The organism is Rhizobium sp. NLR22b (genome assembly GCF_019685295.1).
Lineage (GTDB): Bacteria > Pseudomonadota > Alphaproteobacteria > Rhizobiales > Rhizobiaceae > Rhizobium.
This window is the reverse complement of the sequence record NZ_JABDWM010000001.1, coordinates 300,689-318,584: the sequence shown is the minus strand read 5'-3', so window position 1 is coordinate 318,584 and position 17,896 is coordinate 300,689. Positions and strand designations below refer to the sequence as shown.

Here is a 17,896-nt window from a genome sequence, read left to right as displayed (position 1 = left end):
TAAACTGATTGCGCTCAGTGGAAGAGCACGCTGGCGCCCTGATCGGATGCGCCGACGGCGCGGCGGAAGGGGGCGAAGAGTTCACGGCCCATGCCGAATTCATTGTCGGAGAGATCGATGCTCACCGGCTCGCGCTCGGCCATGTCGGCTGCATCGACCAGCACTTCGAGCGTGCCCTTGATCGCGTCGAGGCGAATGATGTCGCCGTCCCGGATGCGGGCGATTGGGCCGCCATCGACCGCTTCCGGCGTGACGTGGATTGCTGCCGGCACCTTGCCGGATGCGCCCGACATGCGCCCGTCGGTGAGCAGCGCCACGCGGAAGCCGCGGTCCTGCAGCACGCCGAGCGGCGGCGTCAGCTTGTGCAGTTCCGGCATACCGTTCGCCTTCGGCCCCTGGAAGCGTACGACCGCGATGAAATCGCGGTTGAGCTTGCCTTCCTTGAAAGCGTCCTGCAGTTCCTGCTGGCTGTGGAAGACAATCGCCGGCGCCTCGATGACGTGGCGCTCCGGCTTGACGGCGGAGATCTTGATGACCGCCTTGCCGAGATTGCCACGCAGCATCTTCAGCCCGCCATTGGCCTGGAACGGCGTCTCGATGCTGGAAAGCACCTTCGGATCGTGGCTCTTCTCCGGCGACGGTTCGCGCAACACGGTGCGGTTCTCGCCGAGCCGGGCATCGACCGTATAGGCCTCGAGGCCTTGGCCGAAGACGGTGCGCACGTCGTCATGCACCAGCCCGTGCTTGAGGAGTTCCTTGATGAGGAAACCCATGCCGCCGGCCGCCTGGAAATGGTTCACGTCGGCAAGCCCGTTCGGATAGACGCGGGCAAGCAGCGGCACGATTTCCGAAAGCTCGGCAATGTCCTGCCAGGTGAGCTGGATGCCGGCTGCCCGCGCCATGGCGACGAGGTGCAGCGTGTGGTTGGTCGAGCCGCCGGTCGCATGCAGGCCGACGACGCCGTTGACGATCGAGCGCTCGTCGATCATCTCGCCGGCTGGCGTGAATTCGTTGCCGAGTGCGGTGATCGCCAGCGCCCGCTTGGCGGCTTCGCGCGTCAGCGCTTCCCGCAGCGGCGTGCCGGGGTTGATGAAGGAGGAGCCCGGCATGTGGAATCCCATGATCTCCATCAGCATTTGGTTGGAGTTGGCGGTGCCGTAGAAGGTGCAGGTGCCGGGACCATGATAGGATTTCGATTCCGCCTCCAGAAGCTCGGCGCGCCCGACCTTGCCCTCGGCAAAGAGCTGCCGCACGCGCGACTTCTCGTCGTTCGGCAGGCCTGTGGTCATCGGACCGGCGGGAACGAAGATCGACGGCAAGTGGCCGAAGGATAGTGCGGCGATGACGAGGCCCGGCACGATCTTGTCGCAGACGCCGAGGAAGAGGGCGGCATCGAACATATTGTGCGACAGGCCGACGCCCGCGGCCATGGCGATCAGGTCACGCGAGAAGAGCGAGAGCTCCATGCCCGGCTGTCCCTGGGTGACGCCGTCGCACATTGCGGGCACGCCGCCGGCCACCTGAGCGACACCGCCTGCCTCGGCGGCCGCCTCACGGATGATCGCCGGATAGGTCTCGAACGGCTGGTGGGCCGAGAGCATGTCGTTATAGGCGGTGATGATGCCGAGATTGGGTATGCGGTCGCCGGCGAGCGCATCCTTTTCGGCGGGGGAACAGACCGCGAAGCCGTGCGCGAGGTTGGCGCAGCCGAGCACCGAGCGCTGCACACCCTTGGAAGCGGCGGCGCGCAGGCGTTCCAGGTAGCGCTCGCGGGTCGGCTTCGAGCGTTCGACGATGCGATCGGTGATCGCAGAAATGCGTGCATGAGCGGACATGGAAAATCCCTGCCTTGTTCGTTGTCTCTATCTCTTTCGGCGGCTCCGGCCTGAAATCCGGATCCGGTCTGGGGCCGATCAGGGAGCCCAGTAGATCTCGACCGGGGAAGTGGCCCGGCGCAGAACGGCGCGGATCGGCATTTCTGCCTCGTCACCGCTGCCTTCCGCCTTTGCGAGAACGTCTTTTTTGCCTTCGCCCTCAATATGGAGCACCAGGAGTGCGGCATCCTGAAGACTGGAGAAGGTGAAGGTCAGGCGCGGCTCGCCGGCTCCTTCCGCTTCCATGGTGATGACGCCGCGCGGCGTCGACGCGTCGAGCGCCCGGGCAAGATTGCTGCCGCCGGGGAAGAACGAAGCCGTGTGGCCGTCGCCGCCCATGCCGAGGATGACGACGTCGAAGGGTATTCCGATTTCGTCGCTTTTTTCCGTCGCAAGCCGTGCGGCCTCCTCGACGGAGGATGCCGGCTGGTAAAGCGGCACGAAACGCGCCGCTTTTGCCTTGTTCTGAAGAAGGTTGGCATCGACCAGCAGGTGGTTCGAGCGGGCATTGTCGGCCGGCACGAAACGTTCGTCCACCAGCGTGATCGTCACTTTGTCCCAGGCGATGTCGCGTGTCGAAAGCGCCTGGAAGAAGGCCTTCGGCGTCGAACCGCCGGAAACGGCGATGGACGCCGCACCGCGGGCGGCGATTGCCGCCGAAAGCCTGTCGGCGACCGTGTCGGCGAGGCTGTCGGCGAGGTCGGCAGCACTGGCGAAGGAATGCGGGTTCGATGCCATCGGTGTCGTCCTATATGTCGTCATGCCAGGTGCGGCCGTCGCGCTCGATCAGCGCGATGGCCTGGCTCGGGCCCCAGGTGCCGGCCGTATAGCCCTGCACCTGCTGGCCGGTCGTTTCCCAACCCTTGAGGATCGGATCCACCCACCTCCATGCGGCCTCGACTTCGTCGCGGCGCATGAACAATGTCTGGTTGGAGCGGATCACGTCCATCAGCAGGCGCTCGTAGGCGTCGGGATTGCGGACATTGAAGGCCTGGGCGAAGCTCATGTCGAGCGATACGCTGCGCAGGCGCATGCCGCCCGGACCCGGATCTTTGATCATCAGCGACTGCTTGACCCCCTCATCCGGCTGCAGGCGAATGATCAGCTGGTTGGCGACAATGCGCCCGGCCGCCTGGTCGAAGATCGCATGCGGGATCGGCTTGAAGGTGATGACGATTTCCGACATGCGCCCGGTAAGGCGCTTGCCGGTTCTGATGTAGAAGGGCACACCCGCCCAGCGCCAGTTGTTGATCTCCGCCTTGATGGCGACGAAGGTCTCGGTGTTGGAGACGCCGCCTTCGAGCTCTTCGAGATAACCCTTGACCGGGCCGCTGCTCGATGCACCGGCCCGGTACTGGCCGCGAACCGTCGCCTGCTCGACATTGGAAGCGTCGAGCGGCTTCAGGGCGCGCAGCACCTTCAGCTTCTCGTCGCGAACGGCTTCCGAATCCATCGACGAGGGCACTTCCATCGCGGTCAGGCAGAGCAGCTGCAGGATGTGGTTCTGCACCATGTCGCGCAGCGCACCGGCGGTATCGTAATAGCCGGCGCGGCCTTCGAGGCCGACCGATTCCGCCACGGTGATCTGCACATGATCGATGTAGTTGGCGTTCCACAGCGGCTCATAGAGCGCGTTGGCAAAACGCAGCGCCATCAGGTTCTGCACCGTCTCCTTGCCGAGATAGTGGTCGATGCGGAAGATCTGCTCTTCCTTGAAGACGCGGCCGATCGTGTCGTTGAGCTGCAGCGCCGAGGCGAGGTCGCGGCCGATCGGTTTTTCGACGACGATGCGGGTCGACTTGGTGATCAGCTTGTGATCATGGATCTTTTGCGAAATGTCGCCGAAGATGCCAGGTGCAACCGCCAGATAGAAGCCGCGCACCCGATCCTTGCTTTCGTCGAGCAGCTTTTTCAGCTCATCCCAGCCGGTGTCCGTGCGGGCGTCGACTGAAACATAATAGAGGCGGGCACAGAACTTCTCGACCTCGTCTTCGTCGTATTCACCTTTCTTCAGGTGTTCCTTCAGCGCGTCCCTGGCGAACTTGCGATATTCCTCATGCGAAAGCGGGCTGCGCGAGGCGCCGATGATACGCGTCGGCTCCTTGAACTGGCCCTCGATCTGGCGATGGTAGAGCGCGGGCAAAAGCTTCCGCTCGGCAAGGTCGCCGCTGCCGCCGAAGACGACGCAATCAAAGGGCTCAACGGGAATGATCTGGCTGCTCATGAGCTTGTCTCTCAATCAGGCTGGTTGCGGCCCTTTTAATCTAATCGATTTAAAAAAGCCAGTGTGCAGTGCAATGAATCTGTCGGGCTCCGGTTTTAGAGCGAATTGCCGGAAGAGGAAATCCGCAATCGGACTAAAACTTGTCGCGAAGCGCAAACCACGACAAGGCGAGGAAAAGCAGCGGCGCCCGCATCCGGGCTCCGCCGGGAAAGGCAGGAATATCGAGCGATCTGAACAGGTCGAGATCGCCGGATTTGCCAAGCACCGTTTCCGCATAGAGCCTGCCACAGTAGTTTGACAGCATGACGCCATGGCCGGAGTAACCACCGATCGAGGTGACGCCGGGCATCACATCGCGCACGAAAAGCTGGCGCGGCATGGTGATTCCGACGCTGCCGCCCCAGGCATGGGTGATCTGGATATCCTTCAAGCCAGGATAGACCTCGCCGATCTGCCGTCGGATGTGCCGCGATATGTCCCGGGGATTGTCCGCCGTATAGGCCTCGCGGCCACCGAACAGCAGGCGGCCTTCGACTTTGCGGAAATAGCGAACGACGAAGCGCGAATCGGCGACAGCTTCGCCTCCCGGCAGCACATCGGGATAGGCCTCAAGCGGAACGGTGGCGCCGATAAAGGAGCGGATTGGCATGACATGACTTGCCGTCACCGGCTCCAGATTGCCGATATGACCGTTGCAGGCGATCAGCGCCCGGTCGGCGGTGATCGTTCCCCTTTCGGTTTCGATCATCACCTTGCCGCCGGTTTGGCGGATCGCCTTTGCAGGGGTCATCTCGAAGATATCAGCGCCGGCATTGGAGGCCACCCGCGCCAGCCCGATGAGCAGCTTCAGCGGATGAATATGGCCGGTGCCGACATCACGCACGCCGCAGTGGAAACGGTTTGAGCCGAGCCGCTCCTGCGTTTCCTTCCGGTCCATGAAGCGCAAATGCGGATAGCCGTAACGCTCAGCGGCGATTTCCGCATTCTCACGATAGTCGCGTTCGTAGCTTGCCTTGTGCGCGACGTTGAGCTGGCCAGGCACGTAATCGATCTCGATCTGATGTTCCCTGGCGAAATCGAGAAGATGGCGCTTGGCCGCCTCGGCGACATCGAACAGCGCCTTCGAGCGTTCGTAGCCGATCTTTTCCTCAAGCTCTTCCGGCCACCACCGCTGGCCGGTGCCGAGCTGGCCGCCATTGCGCCCGGAGGCTCCGTCGCCGAAGCGCCATGCCTCGACCAGCACCACCGAAACGCCCGACTTGGCGAGGTTGTAGGCGGCCTGCAGGCCGGTATAGCCGCCGCCGACAATGGCGACGTCGCATGTCCTCGAGCCGTCGAGAGCGGCGTAGGTCGGTCGCTCCCCGACGTTTGCCTGGTACCAGGATAGCCCGGGCGCAATCGGGCTTTGCCACATCTCCTGCGACGCCATGATATCCTCACACGTTGAGCAGAAGAAACTCCCGCTCCCAGGGACTGATCACCTGCATGAAGGTCTCGAACTCGCCGCGCTTGACGCCGGCGTAAAGGCCGATGAACTGCTTGCCGAACACCTCTTCGAAGGCGAGCTCGTCCTCCATCAGCGCCACGGCTTCCAGCAGACCGCGCGGCAGGTCGATCGAGCCTTCATTGGCCGAATCCTCGGTCGGCGCCGTCGGCTCGATCTGCCTCATGATGCCGAGCAGGCCGGCGGCGAGCGAGGCTGCGAGCGCCAGATAGGGATTGGCGTCCGAACTCGGCAGCCGGTTTTCCACCCGCCGCGCCTGCGGATCGGAAACCGGAACGCGGAAGGCGGTCGTCCGGTTGTCGTAGCCCCAGGCATTGTTGACCGGGCAGGACATGTCGGGCTGCAGGCGGCGGTAGGAATTCACATAGGGGGCCAGCATCGCCATCGCGCTCGGCACGAATTTCTGCATGCCGCCGATGAAATGGAAAAATTCCTTCGAGGCCGATCCGTCCGGATTAGAGAAGACGTTCCTACCCGTCTCGATATTGACCACCGATTGGTGGATATGCATCGCTGAGCCCGGCTGCCCCTGCATCGGCTTGGCCATGAAGGTCGCGTAGATGTCGTGCTTCAGCGCCGCCTCGCGGATCGTGCGCTTGAACAGGAACACCTGGTCGGCAAGCTCGATCGGATTGCCATGGCGCAGGTTGATCTCGAGCTGCGCCGGTCCCTCCTCGTGGATCAGCGTATCGATCTCCAGCCCCTGCTTTTCGGAGAAGTGGTAGATATCGTCGATCAGTTCGTCGAACTCGTTGATGCCGGCGATCGAATAGCCCTGGCCGCCGAGGATCGAGCGGCCGGAGCGGCCTTTCGGCGGATGCAGCGGATAGTCGGGGTCGTCATTCTTGGCGACCAGATAGAACTCGATCTCCGGCGCCACGATCGGCTTCCAGCCGCGGTCGTGATAGAGGCTCATGATCCGCTTCAAGACGTTGCGCGGCGTATAGGGCACTTCCCCGCCGTCCGAATCGACGATGTCGCAGATCACCTGGGCCGTCGGGTCGGTCTCCCAGGGGACGACCGAAAGCGTCGAAAGGTCGGGCATCAGCTTCAGGTCGCTGTCGCGCGGCTCGTATCGGAAGCTCTCCGTCTCCTCCGGATACTCGCCGGAAATCGTATGCCGGTAGATCGCCGAAGGCAGCGCCAGCGAGGTGTTGGAGGTAAATTTGGAACTCGGCATCATCTTGCCGCGCGGCACGCCGGCAAGGTCCGGCGTGATGCATTCGATGTCTTCGATGCCCCTGGCCCTCAGCCACTGCGCCGCTTCCTTCCAGTTCGCAACGCCGCGCAGGGATCCGGGGTCCGGAGGTGTTTTCGTCGAGGCGGGTACGTTTCTGGCAGGCTTCAGCGTCGTCTTTTTTGGGGACATGACACACCGGTTTGGTTGATCGTGGCGCCATCATAGCCGGAGTTTGCCAATTGGCGAGGGGTTGAGAACGTTGACTTTCGCCCTTTGATGGAAAAGAAGACGCCGGTTGGATTGGGGAAAAGGGTTTGCAGCACAAAAGCGACGTCATCATCATCGGCGCCGGAGCCGCCGGCATGATGGCGGCCATTCGCGCGGGTAAACGCGGCCGCTCGGTCGTCGTCATCGACCATGCGAAGGTGCCTGGCGAGAAGATCCGCATATCGGGCGGCGGTCGCTGCAATTTCACCAATATCCATGCCGAGCCGAAGAATTTCCTGTCCGCCAATCCGCATTTCTGCAAGTCGGCGCTTGCCCGTTTCACGCCCGCCGATTTCATCGCCATGGTCGACCGACACGGCATTGCCTGGCACGAAAAGACGCTCGGCCAATTGTTCTGCGACGACAGCGCCAAGGACATCATCCGCATGCTGCTGGACGAGATGCGCGCGGCCGGCGCGGGCCTGCATCTCGGCACCGAAATATCAGGTGTCGAGAGAAGTGAGGCTGGCTTCCGCGTCTCCACGGGCGAAAGCGTCTTCGAGGCATCCTCTCTCATCGTTGCGACCGGCGGCAAATCGATCCCGAAGATGGGCGCCACCGGCTTTGCCTATCGCCTTGCCGAGCAGTTCGGCCTGGCCGTGCTCGAAACCCGCCCGGGTCTCGTGCCGCTGACGCTCGATCCCGGCCTGCTTGCAAGCTTAGCGCCGCTTGCCGGCATTTCCGCACCTGCCGAAATCCGCCATGGCCGCACCGCTTTTCGCGAAGCGCTGCTGTTTACCCATCGGGGCTTAAGCGGTCCCGCCATCCTGCAGATCTCGTCCTACTGGCGGGAGGGCGATGAAATCGTTGTCGCGGTCGAGCCGGATGTCGACATATCAGCGCAGCTGAAGACGGCAAAGCAGTTGAAAGGCCGCCAGTCGGCCCAGACAGCTCTCGGCGATATCCTGCCGAAGCGGCTGGCCCAGTTTCTCGTCGAGCGGGAAAAGATCGCCGGCAATATGGCCGATCTGCCCGACAAGGCGCTGCAGCGGCTGGCCGCCAGCGCCCAGAACTGGATCATCAAACCGTCCGGCTCTGAAGGCTACCGCACCGCCGAAGTGACGCTCGGCGGCATCGACACGGCGGCGCTCGATTCCCGCAGCATGGAAGCAAAGACCGTTCCAGGCCTTTATTTCGTCGGGGAATGTGTCGACGTCACCGGCTGGCTCGGCGGCTATAATTTCCAATGGGCCTGGGCTTCCGGCTTTGCCGCCGGCGAATGCGCATAGAAATATCCGGTATAACGATTCAAGACTTCTTAAGAGAGGTGCGCCATCCTGTCTCAATTGCCGGCTCTGAAAGCTTTTCCCAAATTAAGCTTTACCGGCAGGCCTTTTTGTTGGACTGTTGTGTCACAAAAGTGAGGTTTCGAGCATGAACAGAAACGCACGACGCGCCCGCGCCATCGCAATCGCCCAGGCAAAACCCGACGCCCGCATCGCCACCCTGCGATACCTGATGCTCGCAGCCGGCGCGACCGCCGCCAGCTTGGCGCTGCTGCTCGCTCACCTCATCTGATCTTGCCGAGCGTCGACAAGCAAACTTGCGGCCCCCGTTCGCAACACTGCGGCTGCGTGGCGCATAATCTGCAATTATTTCACCGCCTTGGCTTAAGTCACCATGACCGCTTATCTGAAAATTAATATCTAATCTGACACTATTGCCCGCGATTATTTGGGCGTTTCCAACTCTGCTTGGACATGAACCGGCAATGACTGCCGCCTGGCCTCCAGGTTCCCCGATGGAAAGAGAATAGTTCGATGTGCACTCGGCTGGCGCGCCTTATGGCTGCCCGCGGGAGGAGTAGTGTATGAAAGGCTCGGAACGCCATGTTGATTGACAAGATTCTTTCCCGCTTCAGGATCAAGACCAAGGTTCTGATCTTCGTTCTGCCCTTTGTCGTCACCATTTCGGCGGTGGGCTTGACCGGCCTTTACGCATCCGGGCTTCTCCAGGGCCGCATGGAAATATCCAACAGCGTGCTGCAGTCGCTGAGCGGATTCAAGGATCTCTACGGTTCGATGGACGATTTCCTGCGCGTCACCAGCCCCGAGGCGCGCGACAAGCTGCTGTCGGATCTGAAGACCCAGCAGGGCGTGCTCGACCAGACGCTGGATCAGGTCGGAGAAGAGGCCGCCGGCCGCGACAGCCTTGCCGAGGCATCGCGCCGCACCAAGGATATTTCCGGCGTCGTCGACAAGCTCTGGGGCCTGCACGAGCAGGAGCAGAAGCTGCACGAGCAGATCGACGCGGCGCAGAAGAGCCTGATCAGCACCCGCTTCACGGTCTCCTATCAGGCCGATGAACTGCAGACCGCGCTTCAGCGCGACGAGGGCGCCGCCACGATCACGCTGCGCACGGCCGACCGCCTGCTGAAGGGCGGCGATTTCCTTGGCAGCGTCGCCAGCGGTTACAGCAAGCCGCAGACGCCTGAGGAAAAGATCGCCTACATCAAGGAACAGCTGCCGGAGATCATGAAGTCCCAGCGGCTGATCGCAATCTCGGTCCCCACCAACCAGAAGAATGTCATCGATTCGCTGGCTGCGACCATCGACAGCATCAAGCAGATCGCCGAGATGCCCAGCCCGACGGAGGAAAACATCACCGAGCTCGGTCGTCTCGTGTCCCGCTTCCGCCAGACCTCGACCTATACGCAGCTCACCGCGACGCAGAAGATGCGTGAGGCGACACAGCGTTTCGCCGAACTGGAAGGCCGCATCGCCCAGACCAATTCCGTCCTTCAGGATACGCGGCGTCTCGAAAACTCCGTCTACGCGCTGCAGATCGTCCTTTCCGATTTCCTCGCCAATTCAAGCAAGGAAAATCTCGTCCGTCTGCAACAGCAGACCGGCACGCTCGGCAAGGACATGGAAGTGCTAACAACAAGCGCCAAGGGCATGGGTTTTGCCGAAGGCATATCGGAGGCGATCAAGCCGGCGCTCGACGCCATTTCCGGCGGCGGCTCGAAGATCGTCGATACGATCGGCGAGCGCGTCACGGCCTATGCAGCGGCCCGCCAGGAACTCGACGGCATCTGGAAGAAGCTCACCGATTTCGCCGAACTGCAGAAGCAGACGGCCGGCACCGAGCGCACCCAGGCAAACAGCATCTCCGTCATGACCACCGGCCTCGGCATCCTCCTGTCGATCCTCGGCGGCATCGCTCTGGTGCTGACGCTGCAGCGTCCGATCAGCCAGATCACCGGCGCCATGCGCCGCATCGCCGAAGGCGCGCTGGATACCAGCATATCGGGCGAGCAGCGCCACGACGAAATCGGCGACATGGCCCGGGCACTCGGCATCTTCAAAGAAAACGCCATCTCGAAGATCCGCATAGAAGAACAGAGCGACGAGGAGCGCGCTGCCGCCGAACACGAGCGCCAGCGCAACGATGCCGAAAAGCGCGAGACGGATCGCCAGATCGAATTCGCGGTCAACGCACTCGCCGCCGGCCTCGAGCGCATGTCGCAGGGCGATATCTCGACGACGATCGAGACACCCTTCATCGGCCGTCTCGAACAGCTGCGCCAGGATTTCAACGGCTCGATGCTGCGCCTGCAGGCGACGATGAGCCAGATCCGTGACAACGTCGAATTGATCCAGGGCAACGGCAACCAGATGGCCCGTTCGGCCGAGGATCTCTCCAAGCGCACGGAACAGCAGGCCGCCTCGCTCGAAGAGACCGCCGCCGCCGTCGATCAGATCACCGTCACGGTCCGCTCGTCGGCCGAACGCGCCAAGGATGCCGACCAGATCGTCCGCCAGGCCAAGCGCAGCGCCGACGATTCCGCCGTCGTCGTCAGCAATGCGATCGACGCCATGGGCCGCATCGAGGAAGCCTCGCGTCAGATCGAGCAGATCATCGGCGTCATCGACGAGATTGCCTTCCAGACCAATTTGCTGGCGCTCAACGCCGGCATCGAGGCAGCGCGCGCCGGGGAGGCCGGCAAGGGCTTTGCAGTCGTCGCCATGGAAGTCCGCGAACTCGCTCAGCGCTCCGCCGCTGCCGCGCAGGAGATCAAGGGGCTGATCAACAAGTCGACCAGCGAGGTCAGCTCCGGCTCGCAATTCGTCCAGGAAACCGGCACCGTGCTTGCGAAGATCAGCGCACAGATCGTCACGATCAGCCAGCATGTCGAGATGATCGCCCGTGCCAGCCACGATCAGTCCAACGCGCTGCAGAGCGTCAACTCGACGGTCAACCAGATGGATCAGATGACGCAGAAGAACGCCGCCATGGTCGAGGAGACGACCGCTGCCAGCCGCGAACTCGCCGACGAGGCCGATGCGCTGCGCCGCCTCATCCAGCAGTTCAAGATCCACGGCGAGGCGGCCGAGGCCCAGGTCTACCGCGCCGCCTGATCGCTGATCCTTTTCTCATCCAAACGGCCCCGGCTCTTCCCGGGGCCGTTTTCTTTTGTTCCAGAATCGCGCTCACTGCCGCCCTGATTTACGGAAAATTTTCCTTAACGCTTTTCCTCTAATTTAGCCCTTGTTGCCGGCCGGGGGTTTTTCATGCTGCGCCTTTTCTCTACATCTATTGTCAGCCAGATCGTGGCGATCACGCTGTTTCTGCTGGCGATCAGCACGGCCGCTATCGTCGGCGCGACCTATTACAATCTGAGCCGCCATGTGATGGACGGGGCTGTCTCGGATGCCCGGAACGCCGCCCGCGCCATGGCTGTCCTTTACGGCGCGGCTGATCCGGCCGCGAAGATCGAGGTGATGAATAATCAGCTTGCCGCCGTCACCGAGGACGCGGTTCCGGCCCTTGCCGATCATTCGCTTGTCGACCGCACCGCGCAGTCGATCGCCGGTGTCGCGACGATCTTCCAAAAGCAGGGCAGCGACTACGTTCGCATCTCCACCAACGTCAAGAAGGAAAACGGCGACCGCGCCCTCGGCACCAAGCTTGCAGCCGAGCACCCGGCCCAGGCGGTTCTCGCCCGGGGCGAGGCCTATTACGGACCCGCCGAGCTATTCGGCCGCAAATTCATGACAGGCTATTTCCCGATCAAGAACGCGTCGAACGTCAATGTCGGCATAATCTTCATCGGCATCCCGATGGAGTTCTATTATCAACGCATGAATGAGCTGCTGATCCTGGTTCTCGGCATCGGCGCCGTCGTCATGCTGCTCGTCGGCGTTCTCGCCTTCTATGCGATCCGCCTGTCGGTGCGGCCCCTGCAGGCGCTGACGGCGAGCGTCCACTCGATCTCCTCGGGCGATCTTGACGGCGCGATCCCCTGTCTCGAGAAGAAGAATGAGTTCGGCGAAATCGGCCGGGCTCTTGCGCTCTTCCGTGACAGCGCCCGTGCCAGGCGCAATCTGGAAACGCAGGCAGTCGAACAGCGCGCCTTGGGTGATGCCGAACGCGCCCGCAACGATGCTGACAAGCGCTCGCTCGACAGCCAGATCGATTTTGCCGTCAGCCAGCTGGCGGCTGGCCTCGGGCGCCTGTCCCAGGGTGATGTCTCGCAAACGATCGGCACGCCCTTTATCGGCCGGCTGGAACAACTGCGCGTCGATTTCAACGCATCGCTGCTCCGGCTCCAGGATACGCTCTCCGGCATCCGCGACAGCGCCTCGACGATCCAGCGCAACAGCAGCGCCGTTTCGGCCTCCGCCGGCGAGCTTTCGAAGCGCACCGAGGCGCAGGCGGCGAGCCTGGAGGAGACCGCCGCCGCGGTGGAGGAGATTACGGTCACGGTTCGCTCCTCCGCCGAGCGTGCCCGCGAAGCCAACAGCGTCGTCGCCGCGACCAAGAAGACGGCCGACAATTCCGGCACCGTGGTCGGCGATGCCGTCGCCGCCATGGAGCGTATCGAAGGAGCCTCGCAGCGTATCGAGCAGATCATCGAGGTGATCGACGACATCGCCTTCCAGACCAACCTTCTGGCGCTGAATGCCGGCATCGAGGCGGCGCGCGCCGGCGAGGCGGGCAAGGGTTTTGCCGTCGTCGCCCAGGAGGTCCGCGAACTCGCCCAGCGCTCGGCCGATGCGGCGCGCGAGATCAAGTCGCTGATCGAGACATCAAGCCGCGAAGTCACGGCCGGATCGGAGCTCGTCCAGAAGACTGGCAGCGTCCTTGCTTCGATCAGCCAGGAGATCATCGCAATCAGCGGCCATGTCGAGACCATCGCCACCGCCAACCGCGACCAGGCGGCCGCGCTGCAGGAGGTCAACAGTTCGGTCAACGCCATGGACCAGATGACCCAGAAGAACGCCTCGATGGTTGCCGAGACGACGCAGGCAAGCCGCCTGCTTGCCGGCGAGGCCGATACGCTGATGGCGCTGATCGAGCGTTTCCGCATCGGCGTAGAGCCCGCGGCCGCTCACCGCGGCGCAAGGAAGGTCGCCTGAGGAGCGCGGCCGCTGCCGCAGGATTGCGCCGCAACTTTGCGGCGTCTTTCCGTTGGGGCGACACGCTTGAGCATGAGGTCGAGCGAGGTCAGCCAAGCTGCAAAGCGAATGATGCCGCTGTCTCCGAACTCGGCATAGAACCGATCCTCGTCGGCCTTGCTGTTGCTCGGACCGCAATGATGCCGAAATCCGTGGACGCCTGCGATGGTGATCATATCGAACATGGGATGTCCTTTCCTACTCGAGTACATCCCTGGATTTAAGCATCGAATTTCTCTTCATAAACAGGCAAATCCACGCTATGTTTTTCACTGATGAAAAACGCGAATTGGGATTCCTATCAGCTTTTCCTGCAGGTCGCCCGGCTTGGCGGCCTGACGGGAGCCAGTGCCGCAAGCGGGCTCAGCCCGGCGACCGTCGGCCGGCGCATGCTCGATCTCGAACAGGAGGTCGGCCGCACCTTGTTTTCCCGCAGCCAGACCGGTTATCGGCTGACTGGCGACGGCCAGGCACTGCTCGATCACCTTCAAGAGATGGAGGCGGCCGCCCGCAAGGTCGAAGCCTGGCGGCAGTCCGGGGAGGGTGGCACGACCGTCCGGATCGCCGCCGGCACCTGGGTCGCCTGGCTGTTGACGGAGAATTTCGCCGCAATCCGCATGCCGGGCGATGCCTTCGCCGTTGCGCTCACAATCGGCGAGGCGCGGGCAAGCCTTGCCTATCGCGAGAGCGATATCGGCATTCGCGCCTTCGAGCCGGAGGAGGGCAATCTTGCCGCCCGCCAGCTCGGCGAGGTGGCCTATGCGGTCTATAGCAGGCGCAACGCCGCCGAACCGGACGAGCGCTGGATAGCCGTCGGCGAGGAGGACGCGATCTCGTCCTATCTGCGCTGGCCGCATGCCCATGCCGCCGCCGAGATCGTCGCCACGGTTAACCGGCCGCGTTCGCTGCCGGATCTGGTGCGCGCCGGCGCCGGCAAAACAGTGCTTCCCTGTTTCGTCGGCGATCTCCATCCCGATTTGCAGCGCCAGGGCAGCGAACTGCCGGAATTGCGCCACCGCCAATGGATCGTCATGAATGCCGAGGATCGCCATCGCCCGGAGATCCGCACGGTCGCCGACCGCATGACCAGGCTGATCCGAAGCTATGCCGATCTCTTCGCCGGCAAGCGTCCAAGCCGCGGCTGATGCCGAGGCTGGAAAGACTGAAAGACGATAAGGCGTCCGCGCCTTCTTTCGAGGCGCGGACGCTGTGATCGAGGGCAGATCGAGCGATGTGCCCGAGCTGCCGGCTGTTTCGTCAGTGCCGGTTGGTGACGACAACCGGGATCAACAGGTCGCCCCAGTTGCCGTCGCCGCCGTGATGACGAGCCGAGCGCACCAGTTCGACCGAAACGCCGGCCTCGACGGCCTTCATGACGGATTGGTTCAGCCGATGCAGGTCGTTGGCGAGCATGCGGATCGTCGTCTGTTGATCCTCGCTCATGCTCGATGCCTGCTGCTCGGCCCGCTCCCGGACGCGTGCGATGGATGCCATGATCTTATCCTCCTCTTGCGCTCATTCCGCAGCCGGTTTGAACTGCGCATGTTCGGTTGAATCGTGCATTGCCGTAGTCGAAGACCGGCCGCCGGTGATGGCGAGCGACACGGCGTCGAAATAGCCGGTGCCGACCTCGCGTTGATGCTTGGTGGCGGTATAGCCGTTCGCCTCTGCGGCGAATTCGGCCTGCTGCAGTTCGGAATAGGCCGACATCTGCCGCTGCTTGTAGCCGCGCGCCAGCTCGTACATGCCATAGTTCAGCTGGTGGAAGCCCGCGAGCGTGATGAACTGGAACTTGTAGCCCATCGCGCCGAGTTCGCGCTGGAACTTTGCGATCGTCGCCTCGTCAAGATTTTTCTTCCAGTTGAAGGAAGGCGAGCAATTATAGGCGAGCAGCTTGCCCGGATGGACCTTGTGCACACCCTCGGCAAAACGGCGCGCCTGCTCCAGATCCGGCTTAGAGGTCTCGCACCAGATCAGGTCGCAATGCGGCGCATAGGCGACGGCACGGGCGATGCAGGGCTCGATGCCGTTTCTGACCTGGTAGAATCCCTCGACCGTGCGCCCGGCATCATAGTCGACGAAGGGCTGGTCGCGCTCATCGATATCAGACGTCAGCAGTTTTGCTGCCTCCGCATCGGTGCGGGCGATGACCAGCGTCGCCACGCCCATGACGTCGGCGGCAAGCCGGGCGGCGTCGAGATTGCGGATATGGGCGGCTGTCGGGATCAGCACCTTGCCGCCGAGATGGCCGCATTTCTTCTCCGAAGCGAGCTGATCCTCGAAATGGACGCCCGCCGCACCCGCCTCGATATAGGCCTTCATGATCTCGAAGGCGTTGAGCGGTCCTCCGAAACCGGCTTCCGCATCGGCAACGATCGGCGCAAACCAGGTCTCGACGGTAAGGCCGTTGCCCTCAGCTGTCTCGATCTGATCGGCCCGCTGCAGCGTGCGGTTGATGCGCTTGGCGAGTTCCGGCCCGGCATTGGCGGGATAAAGCGACTGGTCGGGATACATCGCCGATGCCGTATTGGCGTCAGCCGCCACCTGCCAGCCGGAGAGATAGATCGCCTTCAGCCCGGCGCGCACCATCTGCATAGCCTGGTTGCCGGAGAGCGCGCCAAGCGCATTGACGAAGTCTTCCTGATGAATGAGCTGCCACAAGCGACCCGCCCCCATTTCGGCGAGCGTATGGCTGAGCGCCACCGAGCCTCTCAGCCGCTGTACGTCAGCGGCCGAATAGGGCCGTTCGATACCGTCGAAGCGGCCTGCTGGTGCATTTCGGACAAGCTTGTAAAAATCGGTCATGCGGCTCTCCTCACTGAAAATCGTCTTTGGATGGATGAATGACAAGATTGACAATTTGCGCTGATCTGGCCAGGAAAACCTTTGATTTCTGCACTGGAAAGAGGTTAAGATGACGAGGATTGACAGAGGGGCGCTGTGAATTTGTAAAATTTTGTAAATTAAACGCTCCTGTTCTTTGTCAAAGGTGTGACATGGCGGAACGGAAGATCTTCGCAGGCCCTAAACTGCGGCGCATCCGCAATGCGCTGGCGCTGACGCAGACCGCCATGGCCGAGGCGCTGGAGATTTCGCCTTCCTACCTGAACCTCATCGAGCGCAACCAGCGGCCGTTGACGGTGCAGCTGCTCCTGAAGCTTGCGGCCGTCTACCGGGTGGACCTGGAGGAGTTGCGGGGGCAGACCGGCGGCAGCCTCGGGCAGCTGAAGGAGGTCTTCGCCGACCCGCTGCTATCAGGCGAACTGCCTGGCGACCAGGAATTGGTGGAGGTGGCCGAGGCGGCGCCGAATGCCGCAAGCGGCATGATCAAGCTTTATCGCGCCTACCGCGAACAGGCCGCGCGGCTGTCCGATCTGACGGCACTGATGGCGGCCGAAGGGCATGCGCCCGTTGCCGCCGGCCGGCTGCCGCTGGACGAGCTGCACGAGACGCTGGAGCGCCGATCGGGCTATTTCGGACGGATCGAGACCGCGGCGGAGGCCTTTGCTGCGACGGTGCCCGGCGGCCTCGATCTTGCGGCGGGGCTGAAGGACTGGCTGCGCGCCGAACGCGGCATTGCTGTGCGCGTCTTGCCCGTGCACGTCATGCCGGATCTGCGCCGCCGTTTCGATCGGCATTCGATGCGGCTTTTCATTTCGGAACGGCTGTCGCCGGCCGATCGTGCGCACGAAATCTCAGTCGAGGTCGCAAACCTTGCCTTGCTGCCGGCCATCGATGCCGAGCTCGACGATCTCTCGCTTTCTTCCGCCGAGGCGCGCCGCATCGCCCGCTTCGAGCTTGCCCGCATTGCGGCCCTGGCGCTGGCAATGCCCTACGAGGCCTTCCTGTCGGCGGCTAAGGCGACGCGTTACGACATCGATATTCTTCGCGCGCGTTTCGGCGTCTCCTTCGGCCATGCGGCAACGCGTCTGACGATGCTGCAGCGACCTGGGGCGGCAGCCATCCCCTTTTTCCTGGTCGAGATCGATGCGGCCGGCCATCGGCTGCGGCGCGCCGGCGCCCAGGGCTTTCCGCAGGCCCGTTTCGGCGGCGGCTGTCCAAAGCTCAATATCCATGCCGCCTTCCTGCAGCCGGGCCAGATTCTCGCCGAGACCGTCGTCATGCCGGATGGCGCCTCCTTCCTGACGGTCGCGCGCACCCTGGAGGGGCCGAGCGTCGAATTCGGCGAAAGGATCAGACGCACCGCGATTCTGATCGGCTGCGATGCCGCCCTCGCGGATGGCGTGGTCTACGGGCAGGCGGCGGCGCTCGATCCGGTTGCGATCGGCTCAGCCTGTCGTCTTTGCGAGCGGCGCGGCTGCCTTTCCCGCGCTGAGCCGCCGGTAACGCGGCCGCTCGGGCTCGACGAGATGGTGGCGGGCCTCAGCGCCTTCGACTTCCAGTGAGGTGAAATGATTGAAAGCGCAGTTTTTGCGCTTGTGGGGT

Annotated in this window: 14 protein-coding genes; 6 read left to right on the top strand and 8 right to left on the bottom strand. The window is 62.9% G+C overall.

Features of this window, described 5'->3' with window-relative positions; translation table 11 throughout:
- Positions 1-14: 14 nt before the first annotated feature.
- The 5 genes from edd to HJC00_RS01420 form a co-directional block, all read right to left on the bottom strand.
- Positions 15-1,835, bottom strand: a complete 1,821-nt coding sequence (gene edd, locus HJC00_RS01440; RefSeq protein ID WP_210629169.1) for a phosphogluconate dehydratase — start codon at positions 1,833-1,835, stop codon at positions 15-17.
- A 78-nt stretch (positions 1,836-1,913) separates the two neighbouring features.
- Positions 1,914-2,612, bottom strand: coding sequence for a 6-phosphogluconolactonase (pgl, locus tag HJC00_RS01435; RefSeq protein ID WP_221146745.1), 699 nt, complete (start codon positions 2,610-2,612; stop codon positions 1,914-1,916).
- A 10-nt stretch (positions 2,613-2,622) separates the two neighbouring features.
- Positions 2,623-4,098, bottom strand: a complete 1,476-nt coding sequence (zwf, locus tag HJC00_RS01430) for a glucose-6-phosphate dehydrogenase (RefSeq protein ID WP_210629167.1) — start codon at positions 4,096-4,098, stop codon at positions 2,623-2,625.
- Positions 4,099-4,231: 133 nt separating this feature from the next.
- Positions 4,232-5,527 (bottom strand): FAD-binding oxidoreductase, encoded by a 1,296-nt coding sequence (locus tag HJC00_RS01425; RefSeq protein WP_221146744.1) that lies wholly within the window; start codon positions 5,525-5,527, stop codon positions 4,232-4,234.
- A gap of 7 nt (positions 5,528-5,534) precedes the next feature.
- The gene (locus HJC00_RS01420) at positions 5,535-6,971 is read right to left on the bottom strand and encodes a glutamine synthetase family protein (RefSeq protein ID WP_210629165.1); all 1,437 of its coding nucleotides are present in this window, start codon (positions 6,969-6,971) and stop codon (positions 5,535-5,537) included.
- 125 nt (positions 6,972-7,096) lie between these two features.
- Here HJC00_RS01420 and HJC00_RS01415 point away from each other — a divergent pair, with 125 nt between their 5' ends.
- The 4 genes from HJC00_RS01415 (at position 7,097) to HJC00_RS01400 (ending at position 13,411) form a co-directional block, all read left to right on the top strand.
- Positions 7,097-8,278: an NAD(P)/FAD-dependent oxidoreductase gene (locus HJC00_RS01415; RefSeq protein ID WP_210629164.1), complete on the top strand. Its 1,182-nt coding sequence runs from the start codon at positions 7,097-7,099 to the stop codon at positions 8,276-8,278.
- Between the two features lie 145 nt (positions 8,279-8,423).
- Positions 8,424-8,567, top strand: a complete 144-nt coding sequence (locus HJC00_RS01410; RefSeq protein ID WP_210629163.1) for a hypothetical protein — start codon at positions 8,424-8,426, stop codon at positions 8,565-8,567.
- Between the two features lie 311 nt (positions 8,568-8,878).
- Positions 8,879-11,410 (top strand): HAMP domain-containing methyl-accepting chemotaxis protein, encoded by a 2,532-nt coding sequence (locus HJC00_RS01405; RefSeq protein ID WP_221163544.1) that lies wholly within the window; start codon positions 8,879-8,881, stop codon positions 11,408-11,410.
- Between the two features lie 153 nt (positions 11,411-11,563).
- Positions 11,564-13,411 (top strand): methyl-accepting chemotaxis protein, encoded by a 1,848-nt coding sequence (locus tag HJC00_RS01400; protein ID WP_221146742.1) that lies wholly within the window; start codon positions 11,564-11,566, stop codon positions 13,409-13,411.
- Here HJC00_RS01400 and HJC00_RS01395 read toward each other — a convergent pair.
- A complete protein-coding gene (locus HJC00_RS01395; RefSeq protein WP_210629160.1) occupies positions 13,384-13,635 on the bottom strand; it encodes a hypothetical protein in 252 nt (83 codons plus the stop codon). The genes HJC00_RS01400 and HJC00_RS01395 overlap by 28 nt on opposite strands.
- Positions 13,636-13,725: 90 nt before the next feature.
- On the opposite strand from HJC00_RS01395, the gene HJC00_RS01390 reads away from it, so the two are divergent.
- Positions 13,726-14,595: a LysR family transcriptional regulator gene (locus tag HJC00_RS01390; RefSeq protein WP_210629159.1), complete on the top strand. Its 870-nt coding sequence runs from the start codon at positions 13,726-13,728 to the stop codon at positions 14,593-14,595.
- Positions 14,596-14,707: 112 nt separating this feature from the next.
- Here HJC00_RS01390 and HJC00_RS01385 read toward each other — a convergent pair whose 3' ends face one another.
- Both HJC00_RS01385 and aceA read right to left on the bottom strand, forming a co-directional pair.
- Positions 14,708-14,944, bottom strand: coding sequence for a hypothetical protein (locus tag HJC00_RS01385; RefSeq protein WP_210629158.1), 237 nt, complete (start codon positions 14,942-14,944; stop codon positions 14,708-14,710).
- A 21-nt stretch (positions 14,945-14,965) separates the two neighbouring features.
- Positions 14,966-16,255, bottom strand: a complete 1,290-nt coding sequence (gene aceA, locus HJC00_RS01380; protein ID WP_221146741.1) for an isocitrate lyase — start codon at positions 16,253-16,255, stop codon at positions 14,966-14,968.
- 191 nt (positions 16,256-16,446) lie between these two features.
- On the opposite strand from aceA, the gene HJC00_RS01375 reads away from it, so the two are divergent.
- Positions 16,447-17,856, top strand: coding sequence for a short-chain fatty acyl-CoA regulator family protein (locus HJC00_RS01375; protein WP_221154433.1), 1,410 nt, complete (start codon positions 16,447-16,449; stop codon positions 17,854-17,856).
- Positions 17,857-17,896 lie beyond the last annotated feature (40 nt).